General features: G+C 51.5%; 20 protein-coding genes. 5 read left to right on the top strand and 15 right to left on the bottom strand.

What is annotated here, in order from left to right; translation table 11 throughout:
- The first annotated feature begins 21 nt into the window (after positions 1-21).
- The 3 genes from fliP to fliR all read left to right on the top strand — a co-directional run bounded on the left by fliP (position 22) and on the right by fliR (position 1,981).
- The gene (gene fliP / locus J1778_RS23830) at positions 22-759 is read left to right on the top strand and encodes a flagellar type III secretion system pore protein FliP (RefSeq protein ID WP_217175374.1); all 738 of its coding nucleotides are present in this window, start codon (positions 22-24) and stop codon (positions 757-759) included.
- Positions 760-922: 163 nt separating this feature from the next.
- Complete coding sequence (gene fliQ / locus J1778_RS23825; protein WP_104922231.1) at positions 923-1,192, top strand: flagellar biosynthesis protein FliQ; 270 nt, start codon at positions 923-925, stop codon at positions 1,190-1,192.
- Between the two features lie 3 nt (positions 1,193-1,195).
- Positions 1,196-1,981: a flagellar biosynthetic protein FliR gene (fliR, locus tag J1778_RS23820; protein WP_120163041.1), complete on the top strand. Its 786-nt coding sequence runs from the start codon at positions 1,196-1,198 to the stop codon at positions 1,979-1,981.
- Positions 1,982-1,986: 5 nt separating this feature from the next.
- Here the strand turns inward: fliR and rlmC are convergent, their stop codons facing one another.
- From rlmC to nfsA, 9 genes are all read right to left on the bottom strand, one after another.
- Positions 1,987-3,117: a 23S rRNA (uracil(747)-C(5))-methyltransferase RlmC gene (gene rlmC, locus J1778_RS23815; RefSeq protein WP_217175243.1), complete on the bottom strand. Its 1,131-nt coding sequence runs from the start codon at positions 3,115-3,117 to the stop codon at positions 1,987-1,989.
- A 71-nt stretch (positions 3,118-3,188) separates the two neighbouring features.
- A complete protein-coding gene (locus tag J1778_RS23810; RefSeq protein WP_217175242.1) occupies positions 3,189-3,674 on the bottom strand; it encodes a YbjO family protein in 486 nt (161 codons plus the stop codon).
- Positions 3,675-3,741: 67 nt separating this feature from the next.
- Positions 3,742-4,587 (bottom strand): putrescine ABC transporter permease PotI, encoded by an 846-nt coding sequence (gene potI / locus J1778_RS23805; RefSeq protein WP_112289372.1) that lies wholly within the window; start codon positions 4,585-4,587, stop codon positions 3,742-3,744.
- Positions 4,584-5,537, bottom strand: a complete 954-nt coding sequence (gene potH / locus J1778_RS23800; RefSeq protein ID WP_217175241.1) for a putrescine ABC transporter permease PotH — start codon at positions 5,535-5,537, stop codon at positions 4,584-4,586. Before potH ends, potI begins: the two co-directional genes overlap by 4 nt.
- Before the next feature lie 11 nt (positions 5,538-5,548).
- Complete coding sequence (gene potG / locus J1778_RS23795; RefSeq protein ID WP_120163044.1) at positions 5,549-6,682, bottom strand: putrescine ABC transporter ATP-binding subunit PotG; 1,134 nt, start codon at positions 6,680-6,682, stop codon at positions 5,549-5,551.
- A 267-nt stretch (positions 6,683-6,949) separates the two neighbouring features.
- Entirely contained in the window at positions 6,950-8,059 is a 1,110-nt protein-coding gene (potF, locus tag J1778_RS23790) for a spermidine/putrescine ABC transporter substrate-binding protein PotF (protein ID WP_112289375.1), read from the bottom strand.
- A 460-nt stretch (positions 8,060-8,519) separates the two neighbouring features.
- Complete coding sequence (locus J1778_RS23785; RefSeq protein WP_217175240.1) at positions 8,520-9,002, bottom strand: type III secretion system chaperone family protein; 483 nt, start codon at positions 9,000-9,002, stop codon at positions 8,520-8,522.
- Between the two features lie 147 nt (positions 9,003-9,149).
- Entirely contained in the window at positions 9,150-10,052 is a 903-nt protein-coding gene (gene rimK, locus J1778_RS23780; protein ID WP_217175239.1) for a 30S ribosomal protein S6--L-glutamate ligase, read from the bottom strand.
- A gap of 19 nt (positions 10,053-10,071) precedes the next feature.
- On the bottom strand, positions 10,072-10,794 hold the full coding sequence (gene nfsA / locus J1778_RS23775) for an oxygen-insensitive NADPH nitroreductase (RefSeq protein ID WP_217175238.1): 723 nt from the start codon (positions 10,792-10,794) through the stop codon (positions 10,072-10,074).
- A 284-nt stretch (positions 10,795-11,078) separates the two neighbouring features.
- Between nfsA and J1778_RS23770 the strand changes: the two genes are divergently transcribed.
- Entirely contained in the window at positions 11,079-11,345 is a 267-nt protein-coding gene (locus tag J1778_RS23770; protein ID WP_013575818.1) for a GrxA family glutaredoxin, read from the top strand.
- Positions 11,346-11,425: 80 nt separating this feature from the next.
- On the opposite strand, the gene ybjM is transcribed toward J1778_RS23770, so the two are convergent.
- Positions 11,426-11,797 (bottom strand): inner membrane protein YbjM, encoded by a 372-nt coding sequence (gene ybjM, locus J1778_RS23765; protein ID WP_217175237.1) that lies wholly within the window; start codon positions 11,795-11,797, stop codon positions 11,426-11,428.
- Between the two features lie 322 nt (positions 11,798-12,119).
- Here ybjM and J1778_RS23760 point away from each other — a divergent pair, with 322 nt between their 5' ends.
- Positions 12,120-13,802 carry an aspartate:alanine antiporter gene (locus J1778_RS23760; protein ID WP_217175236.1) on the top strand — a complete coding sequence of 561 codons (1,683 nt, stop codon included), beginning with the start codon at positions 12,120-12,122 and terminating at the stop codon, positions 13,800-13,802.
- 207 nt (positions 13,803-14,009) lie between these two features.
- On the opposite strand, the gene J1778_RS23755 is transcribed toward J1778_RS23760, so the two are convergent.
- From J1778_RS23755 to J1778_RS23735, 5 genes are all read right to left on the bottom strand, one after another.
- Complete coding sequence (locus tag J1778_RS23755; protein WP_217175235.1) at positions 14,010-14,321, bottom strand: hypothetical protein; 312 nt, start codon at positions 14,319-14,321, stop codon at positions 14,010-14,012.
- An 85-nt stretch (positions 14,322-14,406) separates the two neighbouring features.
- Positions 14,407-14,772 carry a bleomycin resistance protein gene (locus J1778_RS23750; RefSeq protein WP_217175234.1) on the bottom strand — a complete coding sequence of 122 codons (366 nt, stop codon included), beginning with the start codon at positions 14,770-14,772 and terminating at the stop codon, positions 14,407-14,409.
- 162 nt (positions 14,773-14,934) lie between these two features.
- Complete coding sequence (gene ompC, locus J1778_RS23745; RefSeq protein ID WP_217175373.1) at positions 14,935-16,044, bottom strand: porin OmpC; 1,110 nt, start codon at positions 16,042-16,044, stop codon at positions 14,935-14,937.
- A 446-nt stretch (positions 16,045-16,490) separates the two neighbouring features.
- Positions 16,491-16,778, bottom strand: coding sequence for a hypothetical protein (locus J1778_RS23740; protein ID WP_217175233.1), 288 nt, complete (start codon positions 16,776-16,778; stop codon positions 16,491-16,493).
- On the bottom strand, positions 16,771-17,187 hold the full coding sequence (locus J1778_RS23735; RefSeq protein WP_274388790.1) for a GNAT family N-acetyltransferase: 417 nt from the start codon (positions 17,185-17,187) through the stop codon (positions 16,771-16,773). The genes J1778_RS23740 and J1778_RS23735 overlap by 8 nt, the downstream gene beginning before the upstream one ends.
- Positions 17,188-17,293 lie beyond the last annotated feature (106 nt).

The following is a 17,293-nucleotide window of genomic DNA, read 5'->3' as shown; positions in this document are numbered from 1 at the left end:
CTGTCCGTCGTGAAGAAAATAATGAAATCCCCTCTTACCTTTTCCCTGCCGCTGCTGCTGTTAATCAGCCCGGCGGCGTTCGCGCAACTGCCCGGGATCATCAGCCAGCAGATGTCCAACGGCGCACAAAACTGGTCACTGCCGATCCAGACGCTGGTGTTTATCACCACGCTGACGCTGTTACCGGCAATGTTGCTGATGTGTACCAGTTTCACCCGAATCATTATCGTGCTTGGCCTGCTGCGAAATGCGCTGGGTACGCCCTCTGCGCCACCGAACCAGGTATTGCTGGGACTGGGTCTGTTTCTGACCTTTTTCGTCATGGCGCCGGTATTCGACAAAATTTACAGCGATGCCTATCAGCCGTTTACAGAAAACAAAATCACCATGCAGGAAGCGATGGACAAAGGCGCTCAGCCTTTACGCCAGTTTATGCTGCGCCAGACCCGTGAAAGCGACCTTGCGCTGTATGCACGACTGGCTAACATCCCTCCGCTGGCCGGTCCGGAAGCGGTGCCGATGCGTATTTTGCTGCCGGCCTACGTGACCAGCGAACTGAAAACGGCGTTCCAGATTGGCTTCACCGTTTTCATTCCGTTCATGATTATCGATCTGGTGGTTGCCAGCGTGCTGATGGCTCTCGGGATGATGATGGTGCCACCGGCCACCATCTCGCTGCCGTTCAAGCTGATGCTGTTCGTACTGGTCGATGGCTGGCAACTGCTGCTCGGATCACTGGCGCAGAGTTTTTACAGTTAATTCAAAACGCAAAATTTAATGGGCGTCAGCGTCGCAGCCAGTTTGTTCGCCGCCAGCGCGGAGCACCCGCAGCGTACATAAGTACGTGAGGAGTGCGAGCACTGCCGGAGGACAAAATGGCAAGTGAGCTAGCCCAGGCAGGTTCGCATTTTACGAGAATCTTATGACTCCTGAATCGGTAATGGCATTAGGCAATGAGGCGATGAAAGTGGCATTAGCCGTTGCTGCGCCTTTGTTGCTGGCGGCGCTGGTGACCGGACTTATTGTCAGCCTGTTGCAGGCAGCGACGCAGATCAACGAACAAACGCTGTCTTTCATCCCTAAAATTCTGGCCGTGGTGGCGACTATTGTTATCGCCGGTCCGTGGATGCTGAATCTGCTGCTCGATTACATGCGCACGTTGTTTTCCAACCTGCCGTATATCATCGGGTAATCTATGGTTTCCTTCGACAGCACCCAGCTCGCCGGATGGCTGAGCATGTATTTCTGGCCTCTGCTGCGAATTCTGGCGCTGATCAGCACTGCGCCGATCACCAGTGAAAAGTCAGTCCCAAACCGGGTAAAACTCGGTCTGGGGATGATGATTACCTTCCTGATTGCCCCCTCTCTGCCACCGGTGGACACGCCGATATTTTCCACGCCTGCGCTGTGGCTGGCGATGCAGCAAATCATGATTGGCACGGCGTTAGGCATCACCATGCAGCTGGCGTTTGCGGCTATTCGTATGGCGGGTGAGATTATGGGTTTGCAGATGGGGATTTCTTTTGCCACGTTTTATGACCCGAGCAACCGCCTGAACACCCCGCTGCTGGCGCAGTTTTTAAACCTGCTGGCGGTGCTGTTGTTCCTGACGTTTAACGCGCATCTGTGGCTGATTTCGCTGCTGGCCGACAGCTTCCATACCCTGCCCATCAGCCATAATCCGGTCAATGCAGAAGGGTTTATGGCTGTCGCCAAAGCCGGCAGTATCGTGTTCAGCGGCGGCATGATGCTGGCATTACCGATCGTGACATTATTGCTGACACTGAACATGGCGCTCGGCCTGTTAAACCGCGTCACGCCACAGCTTTCCGTTTTCGTTATCGGTTTCCCGCTGACCCTCAGTATCGGTATTCTGGCTATCGGGCTGATGATGCCGATGCTCGCCCCGTTCAGCGAGCATCTGTTCAGTGAGATCCTGGATAAGATCGTGCTGATTATGAATCAGCTGGCGATGGATTAAGCATCTTAACGACGGGTCAGCAGCGCCATTACTTCGTAATGCGCGGTATGCGGGAACATATCGAAAAGCTGGACGCGCAGAATGTGATAATCCGGCAGTAACGCCAGATCCTGTGCCATGGTTTTTGCGTTACAGCTGGAATAGAGAATAGTGTCGGGCGCCATGTGGCTCAGGTACTCACACAACGCTTTGCCGATGCCGCGACGTGGCGGATTCACCAGCACCAGATCCGGCACCTCGCCTTTGCCGGTCGCAAAACCGGTAGAATCCAGCGCCTGAAATTCAACATTTTGCAGGCCAAGACGTGCCGCTGATTCTTTTGCACAGGAAATAGCTTCGGCGCTGATTTCGATACCGGTCAGTTTCATCTGCGGCGTTGCGCAGTGCAGACCAAAACCGCCCACGCCGCAGAACAAATCCCACATGCTTTGAATATCACCCCGCGCCCTCACCCAGTCACGCGCCGTGGCATAGAGTTTTTCAGCCACCACCGGGTTGGTCTGGAAGAAACTCTGCGGACGGATAAACAGCGGCACATGGTTAAACTCCTCTTCCAGACGCTGTACGTCCGTCAGCGGAATTTCGGTATCGCCTTCGAGGATCGCCATATGTACCGGCTGGATGTTGGCGGAAATCACCCTGAGCTGCGGCAACTGTTGTTGCAGCCACGGCAGCGCGGCGTGCAGTTGCGCCAGTTTGGTTTCCGAACGCAATACGAAACGCAGCATCATGCCGCCGTCTTTCTGGCTTTCGGTCAGTAACAGGAATTTGAGCTCACCACGTTTACGCGCGACGTTATAAGGCGTAAGTCCGGCGCGTGCAATAAAGGTTTTGAGGACAGAAAATACCGCGGGAAAACTGGCCGGATACAGCGGACATTCGCACAGATCGACCGGCGTACCGTCGCGGTGCAACATCCCCAGTAAAGGACGTTCAACGCTGCCGCTGACCACCATTTTGGCTTTATTACGAAAGGCACTTTCCGCGCCGGTGACCGGTTCACACCATTCACCCACCGGCAAATCTGACAGCAAATCACTGAGATCCTGCTGCTTGTCGGTTAACTGTTGTGAATAAGGTTTGTCGAGCCACTGGCAGGAACGGCAGGTTCCTGCGGTGTAAAGTGCGCAATGCATGAAAAAGTCCGGTCAGATTATGCGAAAAAAACTGGCGCGCAGTTTACCACTGCGCGACGGGAAAGGCTCACTTACGCTTTGGCTATTTGTGACGAGCTGCTTTTCTCGTTCGCCTTTTTACGCGAGAAATATCTGCGGCTGCTGGCAGGCGCATACAACAGGAAAAGCACCACGATATCGGGGATTTTTTGCATCAGCAGCGCGTAGAGAAATTCGCCCTGGGTTTCGACGTTAAAGCGAAAGATGCGTGGTCCGAACCAGTCAAATGACGCCAGCAGCATGTAACCGACCACAATCACCTGACAACCGATAAACGCCCGGCGCCCCCAGCGGCGGCCGCGCATCATGGCATAGGCAGCACGACATTCGACCAGAATAATCAGCAAGCTGGCCAGCATGATGAAACAGTTCAGCCAGGACTCTGCACTGACTTCGATAAAACTCATCAGCCCTGAAAAGCCCATCGCGTCGAACAGTAATATGAATTCGAGTAAGCGCGTCGCGACAATTGCCGACGCACCTATCATCACGGGAACAGGGATAAATGCCAGTTTCATAAATCCGTTTGGGCTCTCCATTTACGTTCAGGGCGGAATACATCCGCCCTGAAAATTATCTTAAAATTTAAGCTCGTTGAGCGCGCTGTATTTCTTTACGCCGTTGTTTCTCGGCACGCGCCATAAACCACCAGGCAATCATGCCGATGATGCCAACCACCAGCAGGATCAACGTCGCCAGCGCGTTTATTTCAGGGTTGACGCCCATACGTACGCTGGCAAAGACCAGCATCGGTAACGTGGTCGAACCCGGTCCGGCGACAAAACTGGCAATAACCAGATCGTCGAGCGACAACGTAAACGCCAGCAGCCAGCCGGAAATCAGCGCCGGTAAAATCATCGGCAGCGTGATAATAAAGAACACTTTCAGCGGCGCTGCACCCAAATCCATTGCCGCTTCTTCAATCGACCGGTCCAGTTCACGTAAACGCGCAGAGACCACCACGGCAACGTACGCGCTACAAAACGTCACGTGCGCCAGCCAGATGGTGAACATGCCGCGCTCCGCAGGCCAGCCAAAAGCATGCCCCATCGCCACAAACAGCAGCAGTAATGCCAGACCGGTAATGACATCGGGCATGACCAGCGGCGCGGTCAGCATAAAGGCAAAACCGGTTGAACCACGAAACCGCTGAAAACGCACCATCACTACCGCTGCCAGTGTGCCGACAATCACCGCCATGGTGGCAGCCGCGGTGGCAATGGTCAGACTGGTCCCGACCGCACTTATCATCGCGGAATCGTGAAAAAGCTGAGTATACCAGCGGGTAGACCAACCCGCCCAGACCGTTACCAGCTTGGAGCTGTTAAACGAGTAAATAACCAGCATCAGCATCGGGGCATACAAAAACGTAAAGCCGAGCACCAGAATAAGAATTCGCCACGGCGAACGGACAACCGGTAACTGATTCATTCTTTGTCTCCCAGCTCTTTGTTTTGGTATTTCTGGAACCACAGGATGGGCATGATCAGCAGTAACAGCATGACCACTGCCACGGCTGAAGCCACCGGCCAGTCGCGGTTATTGAAAAATTCCTGCCACAGAACACGACCAATCATATTGCTGTCCGGGCCGCCGAGCAGTTCCGGGATCACGTACTCCCCTACCGCCGGAATGAAGACCAGCATGGAACCGGCAATAATCCCGCCTTTGGTCAGCGGCATAATCACTTTGAAGAAAGTTTTCATCGGACGAGCACCCAGATCCTGCGCCGCTTCCACCAGCGAGTAATCCATGCGGGTCAGCGCGGTATAAATCGGCAACACCATAAACGGCAGATACGAATACACAATGCCGATATAGACCGCCAGATTAGTGTGCAGAATCACCAGCGGCTGATCGATAACATGCAACCAGAGCAGCACGTTATTCAGCACGCCGTTATCTTTGAGGATCCCAATCCAGGCATAGACGCGGATCAGGAACGATGTCCACGACGGGAGGATCACCAGCAACAACAGAATATTACGCGTCGAGGTACGGCTGTGCGCCACCGCCCACGCCAGCGGATAACCGATCAGCAGACAAAACAACGTGGAAATCGCCGCCACTTGCAGGGATTGCAGATAGGCATCGATGTACAGCGGGTCCTGCGTCAGACCGATGTAGTTGGCGATGTTAAGCGCGATATCCAGCATGCCGTCTGACCAGGTGACCAGATCGGTGTAGGGAGGAATAGCCCGCGCCATTTCTGCAAAACTGATTTTGAAAACAATCAGGAATGGCAGCAAAAACAGCAGCAGGAACCAGACCAGCGGCAGCAAGATAACCAGTTTGCGGCCATGGCGTTGTTGCAGACGACCGGTGAACGCTTTAAATCCGCCCGGAGGTTTACTGGCCGGCGCTTCGGAGATTACAGACATTTTCATCCCCCTTAAACAGTCAGCACGACACAGCTGTCGGCTTCCCAGCACAGGCGCACTTCGTCGCCCCAGGTTGGCATGCCTTTGCGGAAACGATGACCGTTCTGCAATTGCGCGGTGATCATCTGCCCGCTGTGCAGCCGGACGTGGTAAATCGACAGGTCGCCGAGATAAGCGATGTTTACCACTTCACCGACCGCAAAGTTGCAACCGTCTTCCGGCACCTCCTCGCACAACATGATTTTTTCCGGACGTAGTGCGACAAACACCGGCACACCGTCGACCACGGAGACATCCGGATCCACTTTCAGCGGGTGTTTAAGCCCCGGCGACGTCAGTACCAGCGCATCATCCAGACGCTCTTTCAGCACGCCCTCGAAAACATTTACAGAGCCGATAAATTCGGCGCTGAAGCGGCTGGTCGGATGCTCGTAAATTTCTTCCGGCTCGCCAATTTGCACGAACTTACCGCGGTTCATGATGGCAATACGCCCGGCCATGGTCATCGCTTCTTCCTGATCGTGCGTAACCATGACGCAGGTCGCGCCAACGCGCTCAAGAATATCCACCACTTCCAGTTGCATGCGGTCACGCAGCTTTTTATCCAGCGCGCCCATCGGTTCGTCGAGCAGCAATAATTTTGGCCGTTTTGCCAGACTGCGGGCTAACGCCACACGCTGACGCTGTCCGCCGGAAAGCTGATGCGGCTTACGTTTAGCGAATTCCTGCATGTGAACCAGCGTCAGCATTTCTGCTACGCGGCTTTTGATTTCTGCCGACGGCAGTTTGTCCTGCTTGAGGCCGAACGCGATATTTTGCTCGACCGTCATGTGCGGGAACAAGGCGTAAGACTGAAACATCATGTTGATCGGACGCTGATACGGCGGCACCTGCGAAAGATCTACGCCATCCAGGACGATTTGGCCCTGCGTAGGCTGCTCGAAACCGGCCAGCATACGCAACAGGGTCGATTTCCCACAGCCGGACGCGCCGAGCAGTGCGAAAATCTCGCCTTTATAAATGGTCAGGCTCACGTCATCAACGGCGGCCTGGCCATCAAAAGATTTGGTCAGATTACGGATTTCCAGCAAAGGCGTGAAACCCTTCTGGGACTTAGGCTGCGGGCGGGGGATAGCGTCGTTCACTCAGAGAAATCTCCGGTATCAAAATGAAGCAATTCAAATAAGCATAACAGTCAGGGGGAAAAGTGCCTGATGTGTATGCCCAAAATACAGCCGGAAGCAAAACGTCAGCGGCCCCGCCATGATTCTGCGGAGCCGCTTACGATTGAACCCTAAATAATTCGAGTTACAGGAAGGCGGCAAGTGAGCGAATCCCGATGAGCTTACACAAGTAAGTGATTCGGGTGAGCGAACGCAGCCAACGCATCTGTAGCTTGAAGTATGACGGGTTTATTTGCCGGTTTTAACCTTGGTCCATGATCTTGTGATCACACGGTCGATCTTCGGATCCTGAACTTTCAGGGTGAAAAGCTTCGCCTGAACGTCTGCCGGTGGATAAATGCCCGGGTTGTTACGCACGTCTTCGTTCACCAGTGGCGTCGCAGCTTTGTTGCCGCTGGCGTAGTAAACGGTGTTACTGATTTGCGCGATAACTTTTGGTTCCATCAGGTAGTTCAGGAACTGATAGGCTTCATCGAGATTTTTGGCATCCGCAGGAATAGCAAATACGTCGAAGAAGGCCAGTGCCCCTTCTTTCGGAATGCTGTACGCCACGTTTACGCCATTTTTCGCTTCTTTCGCGCGGTTAGACGCCTGCATCACATCCCCTGCCCAGCCGATAGCTACGCAGATATCGCCATTCGCCAGATCGTTGATGTACTGGGAAGAGTGGAAATAACGAATGTTAGGACGCAGTTTCAGCAGCAGATCGTTGGCCGCACCGGTGTAATCGGACGCTTTGGTACTGTTCGGATCCAGATGCAGGTAGTTGAGCACTGTGGCGTAAATTTCCGCCGGTGCATCAAGGAAGGAAACACCGCAGCTTTTCAGTTTCTCTAAGTTTTCAGGTTTGAGGACTAAATCCCAGCTGTCGACCGGCGCATCTTTCCCCAGAACCGCTTTCACTTTATCGACGTTATAGCCGATTCCGGTGGTCGCCCAAAGATAAGGAATTGCGTATTTGTTGCCCGGATCGTGCTGCGCCACCATCTTCAGCAGATCAGGATCCATATTTTTGTAATTAGGCAGTTTGCTCTTGTCGAGTGGCTGGAAGACGCCTGCCGCCAGCTGACGCTCAAGGAAACTGGCCGATGGCACCACCAGATCGAAACCGGTGCTGCCTGCCATGAGTTTGCCTTCCAGCACTTCGTTGGAATCAAACACGTCGTAAACCACTTTAATGCCGGTTTCCTTCTGGAAATCAGGCACGGTATTTGGCGCGATATAATCGGACCAGTTATAGATGTGCAGCGTTTTTTCTTCCGCAGACGCTGTGACGGACGCAGCCATAACCAGGCCGGCGACAACACCCGATAACCACTTTTTACGCAGGGTGAACATCCGTTACTACCTCCAAGACAGGGGAATATAAAATTGAATTTGTATCACTGGAACGGATACAAAACCTTTCACACTAAAGCCAACTGCCGTCCACGAATGTGCATAGGCATTCAACGTTGACGCATACGCTGCCTGCGAATTAACCGTTTGGTTTTACGACGTAATCACGCGTGATGCAGAGTCAGAAGCATAGCGCCTGCAACACCCGCGCACCAGCCTCCTGAAGCAAAACCGGCGTTTATCGATTAATTATGCAGATTTAGTCTATACCGTCTGGCATTTTGCCTTTTAACAAAGTGAAATATCTGGCAACAATGGCACCCTGCCAGCATAACTTATGGCGAAAGCGAATAAAGGCAGCGGAGCCGCAATAAACACGGCTCGCAGAAAAGGATCTTCACAGGGGAAAATGTCGTTACAGAAATAACCGCCATCAGGGAAATGGCAGATGACACAAAAATCAGTGCAGCAAAGGTAAATTCACGGAAGTGACCGGCGTACCTTCTTCTTCATCACCCAGGAACAGCAGGTCATTGGCGTGCGCTTCGAGAATAATCATCGACATCTGCTCTTCTGCCTGTTGCAGGAAGAAAGCAAACTGCTCTTCGGTCACGCCGACCGCAATAGTCAGCGACTGGCAGACAATCAGTTTCGGCAGATTATCATCCTGAATATCGACAAACGCTTTGATGGTCAGCGAGCTGGCATTAATTGAGCTCAGGTCAGCGACCAGCGGGATGAGCGCCGTCGGTTTTACTTCGGCCAGCGCAGAGAACAAAATAACGTTGTCTACGATATCGAGTTTGGCATCAAAAATGCCATCAAAATTCTGCATATGCGGCAGATGGAGAGCCTGACAGGAATCACACTCGAAAAAAGAGATGCCCAGCTGATCCAGCCAGCGCCGGAGCTGCGCTAAATCAGGGACGATGAGCGAATCCATAGAATGCCTCACGAGTTCAACACAACGGAAAAAACAAACCCTTCGTAACGCTATCGGCATTACGAAGGGGTCATAGCTTACGGAATAATGCCGGTAAGCGCTACAATCAATACCGGATTGATGGACATTAGCGCGGCTAAATAAGAATTAGCCGCCGGATTTCAGACGAAATCCGGGACGTGCCCGCTGCTCGATGTAATCAATCATCATACCGGCGATATCCAGCCCGGTCGTCGTTTCGATACCTTCCAGCCCTGGCGACGCATTGACCTCCATCACCAGCGGACCCCGGTGTGCCCGCAGAATATCCACACCGGCGACGTCGAGCCCGAGCGTCAGTGCAGCTTTTACTGCAATTTCTTTCTCTTGTGACGTAATTTTTACATGGGTCGCCGTGCCGCCGCGATGAAGGTTAGATCGAAAATCACCCGGTTTGGCCTGACGCTCAATCGCCGCCACCACTTTCTTCCCCACAACCAGACAGCGGATATCGCGCCCCTGCGCTTCGCTGATATATTCCTGCACCAGAATATGCGCGTTCAGGCCACGAAATGCGTCAATCACGCTTTCCGCCGCCTGACGGGTTTCCGCCAGCACCACGCCGATGCCCTGCGTGCCTTCCACCAGTTTAACCACCAGCGGCGCACCACCGACCAGCGCAATCAAATCCGACGTATCATCCGGAGCATTGGCAAAACCGGTAATCGGCAAATCGATACCTTCGCGGGCCAGAATCTGCATAGAGCGCAATTTATCCCGCGCACGGGTAATCGCCACCGATTCATTAAGCGGAAAACTGCCCAGCATTTCAAACTGGCGTAAAACCGCGGTGCCATAAAAAGTGATCGCAGAACCGATACGCGGGATCACCGCGTGGTAAATATCGAGCTGACGTCCGCGATAATGCACACTGGGCGCGGCCGGATTAATATTCATATAGCAGGAAAGCGGGTCAATAATGTCTATCTCATGCCCGCGGGATCCCGCTGCTTCCTTCAGACGTTTACACGAATACAAAGACCCGTCACGGGAAAGAATTGCAATTTTCATCCGACACTCCGTCGCCGTTTTAGCGTTTTGCCCAACCTTGCTTATGCAACGCGTCCAGCATAAACGGACGCTGTTCCTTTTTCAGCGTGCGCATAATCAGGTCGCTCCAGGTATCGCGACGCGCATTGCTGTCCCGTTGCAGATAATACTCGCTTAATTGTTCGTCGTACTCTGCCAGTACCGCTTTATCCAATGGCTGATAACTGTTTTCGTGAACCAGCATAGACTGTGGCATACGTGGCTTCACCTGATGATCCTGCGCTGGCGTACCGATGCAAAAACCAAACAGCGGCATGACAAATTTTGGTAATTTCAGCAGCGTGACAACATCTTCGACCTGATTACGGATCCCGCCAATAAATACGCCACCCAGACCGAGCGATTCTGCCGCCGTCATGGCATTTTGTGCCATCAGTGCGGTATCCACGCAACCCAGCAGCAACTGCTCGGCCAGCCCGAGTTCTGCCTCAGGATTAATTTGCAAATTACGGTTGAAATCGGCGCAGAAGACCCAAAACTCTGCCGCACTGGCGACATATTTCTGGCCGCCAGTGTACTGGACTAACGTCTCACGAAGCGAAGGATCGGTAACGCGGATAATCGACGAGCATTGCAGAAAGCTGGAAGTCGACGCGGACTGGGCCGCGGAAATAATAGCTTCGCGTTGCTCATCCGATACCGGTTGGTCGGTAAAAGCACGGATGGAGCGATGTGAGCGCAAAAGATCGATAGTCGGCGTCATTAAAAAATTCCTGAGCGTTATAAGTAAGTAGAAATCTGTGCCAATCATTCATGCAGTGAGCACCGTTTGCAAGGTTTGCGGCATCAATTGGTGCAACAATGTGTGGCAGCCAAAAACAGTTGCAGGTTCATTTGGATAGGTCAAAGGTATCGGACTGACAGGTAATTCCTGCTTTTTTTTATGGTTTGCAACAGGCATAGTAGCGACATCAAAAAGGTGATGTGGATTACAAAAAAATCACTCCCCTTTCATTTTATCTTGCTGGTATTAACAAAGGAGTCTCCATGTTTGCAGTAATTTTCGGGCGTCCTGGCTGTCCTTATTGCGTTCGTGCTAAAGAGTTGGCTGAAAAACTGACTGAAGAACGTGATGATTTCAACTTCCGTTACATCGACATCCACGCGGAAGGCATCACCAAAGCCGACCTGGAAAAAACCGTAGGCAAACCGGTTGAAACGGTTCCTCAGATTTTCCTGGATCAGAAACACATCGGCGGTTGCACTGATTTTGAAGCCTATGCGAAAGAGCATCTGGCGCTGTTCAGCAACTGATCCGCATAAAAATAAAGACATACACACAGCAGAAAGGCGCTCAATGAGCGCCTTTTTTATGGCTTCAACATCATCACCTGTCAGTGTTGCCGGAACTGCCGGTAAGCAATGACCAGCAGTTGTACGAGCATGGCTCCTAAAACACACCAAAATATCGCGCTGGTGGCATAAGCCAGTTCCTGAACAAGCGGACGAACGCGCGGATAAAAGGCCATGCGTAATAAGAAACAGACAGGTATGGACACCAACCCTCCGACAAAGGACGAAAATATCGCCGAGTCGCGGGAAATCAGTGACGTTACCATGCCGGGGACTAAAAATAATAGCAGGCCATATTCCGGGCCCGGCGCTACATTTCTAACAATAATCCAACTATTCTTTAATAAGAGAAATATAATTAAGAATATTATGCAACAAATTAAGGGCGCGACCACTTTTCGCCAAATTGCCATTTTACTTCCTCCTTAAAGTTGGCGAGATTTCACAGGTTATCTGCAGCATAAATGTGTACGTTCTTACCTGTCAGAGCCTTCTGGCTCATTTCCCTGAAGTGTCACGCAATCCCGCGAAACACAAAAAAAGCTTTCGGAACATTTATACGGGCATTTCTCTGGCTGAACTGGCGTTCTGTGACTAAAATGACGCCCGAAACCCAATTTCCACTTCACCGGGCTGTTCAGACAGTGCCAGCCGGAGTAGGAATTTTCCGTTTCTGAATTTATCCTTTACATTCTCCTATATCAAGAATTTGTTGGTAAACAATAAGTTATCCTTGTGAATATAAACGTCGCTAGTTTGTTAAACGGGAATTACATCCTGTTATTATTTGTGGTTCTGGCACTCGGTTTGTGTCTCGGAAAAATTCGTCTGGGTTCTGTCCAGCTCGGAAATTCTATTGGCGTATTAGTGGTTTCGCTGCTTTTGGGTCAGCAGCATTTCAGCATTAATACCGAAGCCCTGAACCTCGGCTTTATGCTGTTTATTTTCTGTGTCGGTGTGGAAGCCGGACCGAACTTTTTTTCGATTTTCTTCCGCGACGGCAAAAATTATTTCATGCTTGCACTGGTGATGGTCGGCAGCGCCATGTTACTGGCTCTCGGACTGGGGCGCTTGTTCGGCTGGGACATCGGCCTTACCGCCGGTATGCTCGCCGGTTCCATGACCTCAACGCCGGTTCTGGTCGGCGCGGGGGATACGCTGCGCAACACCATGGGCGGTAATAATCTTCTCGGTTCTGAGCTGGATAATCTGAGTCTCGGTTACGCCCTGACTTATCTTATCGGACTGGTCAGCCTGATTTTCGGCGCGCGCTATCTGCCGAAACTACAACATCAGGATTTACCGACCAGCGCCCAGCAAATTGCGCGCGAACGCGGGCTGGATACTGACAGTAAACGTAAAGTCTATCTTCCGGTGATCCGCGCCTATCGCGTCGGACAGGAGCTGGTGGCCTGGGCGGATGGCAAAAACCTGCGCGAACTGGGTATTTATCGTCAGACCGGATGTTATATCGAACGTATCAGACGTAATGGCATTCTGGCGACACCAGACGGCGACGCGGTATTACAGGTCGGCGATGAAATCTCACTGGTGGGTTATCCGGATGCGCATTCGCGCCTGGATCCGAGTTTCCGAAACGGTAAGGAAGTGTTTGACCGCGACCTGCTCGACATGCGCATTGTGACCGAAGAAGTGGTGGTCAAAAACAACCACGCCGTCGGTAAACGTCTGAGTCAGCTGAACCTGACCGATCAGGGCTGTTTCCTGAACCGCGTGATCCGCAGCCAGATTGAAATGCCGATCGACGACAGCATCGTACTCAATAAAGGTGATGTTTTGCAGGTTAGCGGCGATGCAAAACGCGTGAAAAGCGTGGCAGAGCGTATCGGTTTTATCTCCGTACACAGCCAGCTCACCGATTTGCTGGCTTTCTGCGCCTTCTTTATCGTCGGCCTGATGATTGGTCTTATCACCTTCCAGTTTAAAAACTTCAGCTTTGGTATCGGCAATGCGGCAGGCCTGCTGTTCGCCGGTATCATGCTGGGCTTCCTGCGGGCCAACCACCCTACTTTCGGCTATATCCCGCAGGGTGCGCTGAATATGGTGAAAGAGTTTGGCCTGATGGTGTTTATGGCGGGCGTCGGCCTGAGTGCCGGGGCAGGTATCAATAACGGCCTAGGCGCGGTTGGCGGCCAGATGTTGCTTTCCGGCCTGATCGTCAGCCTGGTGCCGGTAGTGATCTGCTTTCTCTTCGGGGCGTATGTCTTGCGCATGAACCGCGCGCTGTTGTTCGGCGCCATCATGGGCGCACGAACCTGCGCCCCTGCGATGGAAATCATCAGTGATACCGCACGCAGTAACATTCCGGCACTGGGCTACGCAGGAACTTACGCCATTGCTAACGTATTACTGACACTCGCCGGTACATTGATCGTTATCATCTGGCCAGGGGCATGACGTAACTCGTTGAACTGTAATGTGTCAAAAAAAAATCAATAATTTTTTTAAATTTTTGCCACATAGAACGAACTTTTAAAGTGAGCAGTAGTCTTAATTAGTGCCACTGCTTTTCTTTGAAGTCCCCAAATTTGGAGAGCCCGTCAATCCCGCCTCGTTAGGTTCAAGATTGCCGGGTTTTTTCTTTTCTGCTTTATGAACAACCGTCTACAACCCCACCACTTGCTCAACCTCATGCTGAAACACATAAGGGTCGGACAGCAGTTCAAACTGTTCATCGTCCTGATAGGTCAGGGCAACATGATAGTCTTCACCAGCAAACGCTTTCACCGCGTCGATGTCCTGCCAGTAGGTTGCCAGGAAAAAATGCTCCCAATTGCCTTGTGAAACTCTTTTAATCAAAGCGCCCAAATTGCCTTCGATACCCTGAGAATGTTGTACTCCGGTCATTTGCAGATGTTCAGCAAATCCTTCTGCGTGTTTTGCGGGCACACATCCGTGCCAGGTTCTTACAATCATGTCTTCATCTCCTTAATGGTCGTCACATCAATAACATAACGAAGATTTAGCACGAGATGAAGAGCATAAAGACAGATGCTATTGCTTATTTATCATTCTCAATCACCCGCACCAGCGTGCCATCGATATCAATCATCACTCCCATCTTCATCCCGTCCGGATGAGTTTGAGGCAGATGGACGCAGGGACGTGAATGGGGATCTTCGCCGATACCTGCGGCCGTAAAGGCAGCGAACATGGCATCGGCATCATCGACGCGTATACAGCAGCTGAACCAGCTTGTCTGCGGATCAAGATCTGTGTGCAGGAAGAATTCCAGCGTCAGGGTTCCGCGGGTCATGATCAGCCAGCCGTCATCGACATAGGTCGTGGTGAAGCCAAAACTGCCATAGAAATCTTGTGTCGCGCTGAAGCTTCGTGAAGGAAGATTGGGTGTGGCGAAATCGGTCATAGCGGCTCTCTGTCGTCGGAGGATGTCGTTAAACGTTCACGCCATCATGCCTGAGCCATTAATGTGAAGAAAGGAAGAACTTAAACGAAAATCCCCCACCTTTCGGCAGGGGATCCAGACACATGAGACGCAGGTGCCCTCAATAAGGGCAGCGTCGGTTTATCAGAACTGATAAACCAGACCAACAGCCACAACGTCATCGGTATTGATGCCGGCATCGCGGGTCAGACGGGTGTCGTCCATCAGGTTGATTTTGTAATCAACGTAAGTAAGCATGTTTTTGTTGAAGAAGTAAGACGCGCCAACATCAACATATTTGGTCAGGTTTTGGTTGCTGTAACCCGGGATATCACGTGCGTGAGAGTGAACATACGCGATAGACGGACGCAGACCGAAGTCGAACTGGTATTGCGCAACAGCTTCAAAGTTCTGCGCTTTATCCGCGTAACCGTAAGCGGTGCTGCCTGCTTTACCGAAGCGGTTTGCGTTGTAGCTCTGGGTGTACATCGCGGCCAGATAGATGTTGTTCGCATCGTATTTCAGACCACCGCTGTAGGCCGTTGCTTTATCGCCGTTACCAATGATTGCCGGATTGTTGCGGCCATTTTGCTCGTTGGTACGGTCGGAAGCCATCATAGCGGCTGCCGCGCTGAAACCTTCGCCCAGGTCATAAGACAGGGACATGCCGTAGCCGTCACCGTTTTGAGCCAGAACGTCACGGCCGTTGTTGGATTCGGTCGCGCTGCCGTTTTTGCCCTGATACTGAACAGCAACGTCCAGGCCATCAACAACACCGAAGAAATCTTTGTTACGGTAGGTCAGCACGCCGTTAGCACGCTGGAACATGAAGTTGTCTGCACCGTAAGTATCGCCGCCGAACTCAGGCAATACGTCGGTCCATGCCGCGACGTCGTACATCACGCCATAGTTACGGCCGTAATCCAGTGAACCCCACTGGCCGAATTTCAGACCTGCAAAACCAACACGGGTGAAGTTGTTATTATCAGCGCTTTCCGCAGAATTCAGGGCGGCCTGATATTCCCACTCACCGTAACCGGTCAGTTCGTTATTAATTTGAGTTTCACCGCGGAAACCAAAACGCATATATGACTGGTCGCCATCCGTGCTGTCATCGCTGGAGAAATAATGTAAGCCATCGACTTTACCGAACAGATCAAGTTTGTTGCCGTCTTTATTATAAATTTCGGCAGCGCCAGCAGTGCCGGCCATCATCAGAGCAGGAATTACCAGAGAAAGTGCGCGTAATTTCATCATCAATATCCTTGATTATTTGGAAGCTATCTAAATTGCCATCCGGCAAGTTAATTCTCAGCCCGCCGTGAAGTTATATTTCTTCTTAGGGTCTGGAACTGATGGGCGTCAAAATAATCCAGGATAAGTTCCGTTGCAACCGGAAAAAATTTGGAATAGTTTTCGTTTGGTATTTGTTTAAGTTTAAAAAATCATCACACATTAATAATAAAACCTTAAAAAACAGATAATTAATAAGACTTACCCCCTCCTAAGATTACTATTATCTGCGCACTAATATCTGATGATAATAATGATTTCACTGCGGGACTATGGCATGAAAACATAACCTGGATATTGAAACACCTAATGTAATGTTTTGTATATCTGCGGAAGCAGGGTTGCAATTTTATCCAAAAAAAAGCCTCCGCAATGGAGGCTGATGCGTTTATTTGTACAAATGTTTATTACATTATACGTTCGAGATGTTGATCTTTACCGCCTAAACGTCCGTCGGTCTGACTCCATTCATTTTGGTACGCCTGATAGGCAAATACAAATGCCTGATGCCCGTCTTCAAATAACTGATCCGGGCGTTTATGCCAGCCAGAATATGCGTCGTAACGCAAAATTTCATAGCCGCCTTCTACCGGATGGAAAAGGTAAGTGTAATGTTCACAATATTCCGGTGCGTAAGGAATATCTTCTCCCGCTTCCAGTGTAATAAACAGGCCGCCCAGGCGTATTTTAATCATTGATATCCTTTTTCATTACCCATAATTTAGTCGTCTGTGTAGCCGTCACATAGGCGATCTCAGCCACCTGATGCATCCCCTGCCGTTGATAAAATCCGATGGCAGGCCGATTACTTTGCAGTACGTCCAGCCAGAGAACCGGTTGCCGGTGTTCTCTGGCAACGCGTTCTGCAGCTGCGAAAAGTTTCGCCCCAAGTCCCCGCGAGCGGCTTTCAGGCAAAAAATACAGTTTGCATAGTTTTGCGCCAGCCTCGGTCGGCGCGACGCTGTCGGGCTGAGTATTAAAGTCGAGCCGCGCAAATCCGACCGCCCCGCCGTTTTCCTCCGCCACCAGCCAGCAACTGTGCGGACTGTTCAGACTGAGGCGCATCACGTCATCACCAAAATCATCTGCCAGAAAAGCATCCAGCTCGTCACTATTTTGTCACAAGCTACCAAAATAATGGCGATAGGTCTCGCACGCGAGACGCTGTAATACGCTTAAATCGGCATAAACGGCCTCACGAATCTCCATT

It is taken from the genome of Rahnella bonaserana, from assembly GCF_019049675.1.
Classification (GTDB): Bacteria; Pseudomonadota; Gammaproteobacteria; order Enterobacterales; family Enterobacteriaceae; genus Rahnella; species Rahnella bonaserana.
Note: the sequence above shows the minus strand (reverse complement) of the source record. Positions and strands in the feature narration are given on the sequence as shown.

Coding starts and splice junctions, on each gene's coding strand:
- fliP (WP_217175374.1), top strand. CDS start 22: ATGAAATCCCCTCTTACCTTTTCCCTGCCGCTGCTGCTGTTAATCAGC.
- fliQ (WP_104922231.1), top strand. CDS start 923: ATGACTCCTGAATCGGTAATGGCATTAGGCAATGAGGCGATGAAAGTG.
- fliR (WP_120163041.1), top strand. CDS start 1,196: ATGGTTTCCTTCGACAGCACCCAGCTCGCCGGATGGCTGAGCATGTAT.
- rlmC (WP_217175243.1), bottom strand. CDS start 3,117: ATGCATTGCGCACTTTACACCGCAGGAACCTGCCGTTCCTGCCAGTGG.
- J1778_RS23810 (WP_217175242.1), bottom strand. CDS start 3,674: ATGAAACTGGCATTTATCCCTGTTCCCGTGATGATAGGTGCGTCGGCA.
- potI (WP_112289372.1), bottom strand. CDS start 4,587: ATGAATCAGTTACCGGTTGTCCGTTCGCCGTGGCGAATTCTTATTCTG.
- potH (WP_217175241.1), bottom strand. CDS start 5,537: ATGTCTGTAATCTCCGAAGCGCCGGCCAGTAAACCTCCGGGCGGATTT.
- potF (WP_112289375.1), bottom strand. CDS start 8,059: ATGTTCACCCTGCGTAAAAAGTGGTTATCGGGTGTTGTCGCCGGCCTG.
- J1778_RS23785 (WP_217175240.1), bottom strand. CDS start 9,002: ATGGATTCGCTCATCGTCCCTGATTTAGCGCAGCTCCGGCGCTGGCTG.
- rimK (WP_217175239.1), bottom strand. CDS start 10,052: ATGAAAATTGCAATTCTTTCCCGTGACGGGTCTTTGTATTCGTGTAAA.
- nfsA (WP_217175238.1), bottom strand. CDS start 10,794: ATGACGCCGACTATCGATCTTTTGCGCTCACATCGCTCCATCCGTGCT.
- J1778_RS23770 (WP_013575818.1), top strand. CDS start 11,079: ATGTTTGCAGTAATTTTCGGGCGTCCTGGCTGTCCTTATTGCGTTCGT.
- ybjM (WP_217175237.1), bottom strand. CDS start 11,797: ATGGCAATTTGGCGAAAAGTGGTCGCGCCCTTAATTTGTTGCATAATA.
- J1778_RS23755 (WP_217175235.1), bottom strand. CDS start 14,321: ATGATTGTAAGAACCTGGCACGGATGTGTGCCCGCAAAACACGCAGAA.
- J1778_RS23750 (WP_217175234.1), bottom strand. CDS start 14,772: ATGACCGATTTCGCCACACCCAATCTTCCTTCACGAAGCTTCAGCGCG.
- ompC (WP_217175373.1), bottom strand. CDS start 16,044: ATGAAATTACGCGCACTTTCTCTGGTAATTCCTGCTCTGATGATGGCC.
- J1778_RS23740 (WP_217175233.1), bottom strand. CDS start 16,778: ATGATTAAAATACGCCTGGGCGGCCTGTTTATTACACTGGAAGCGGGA.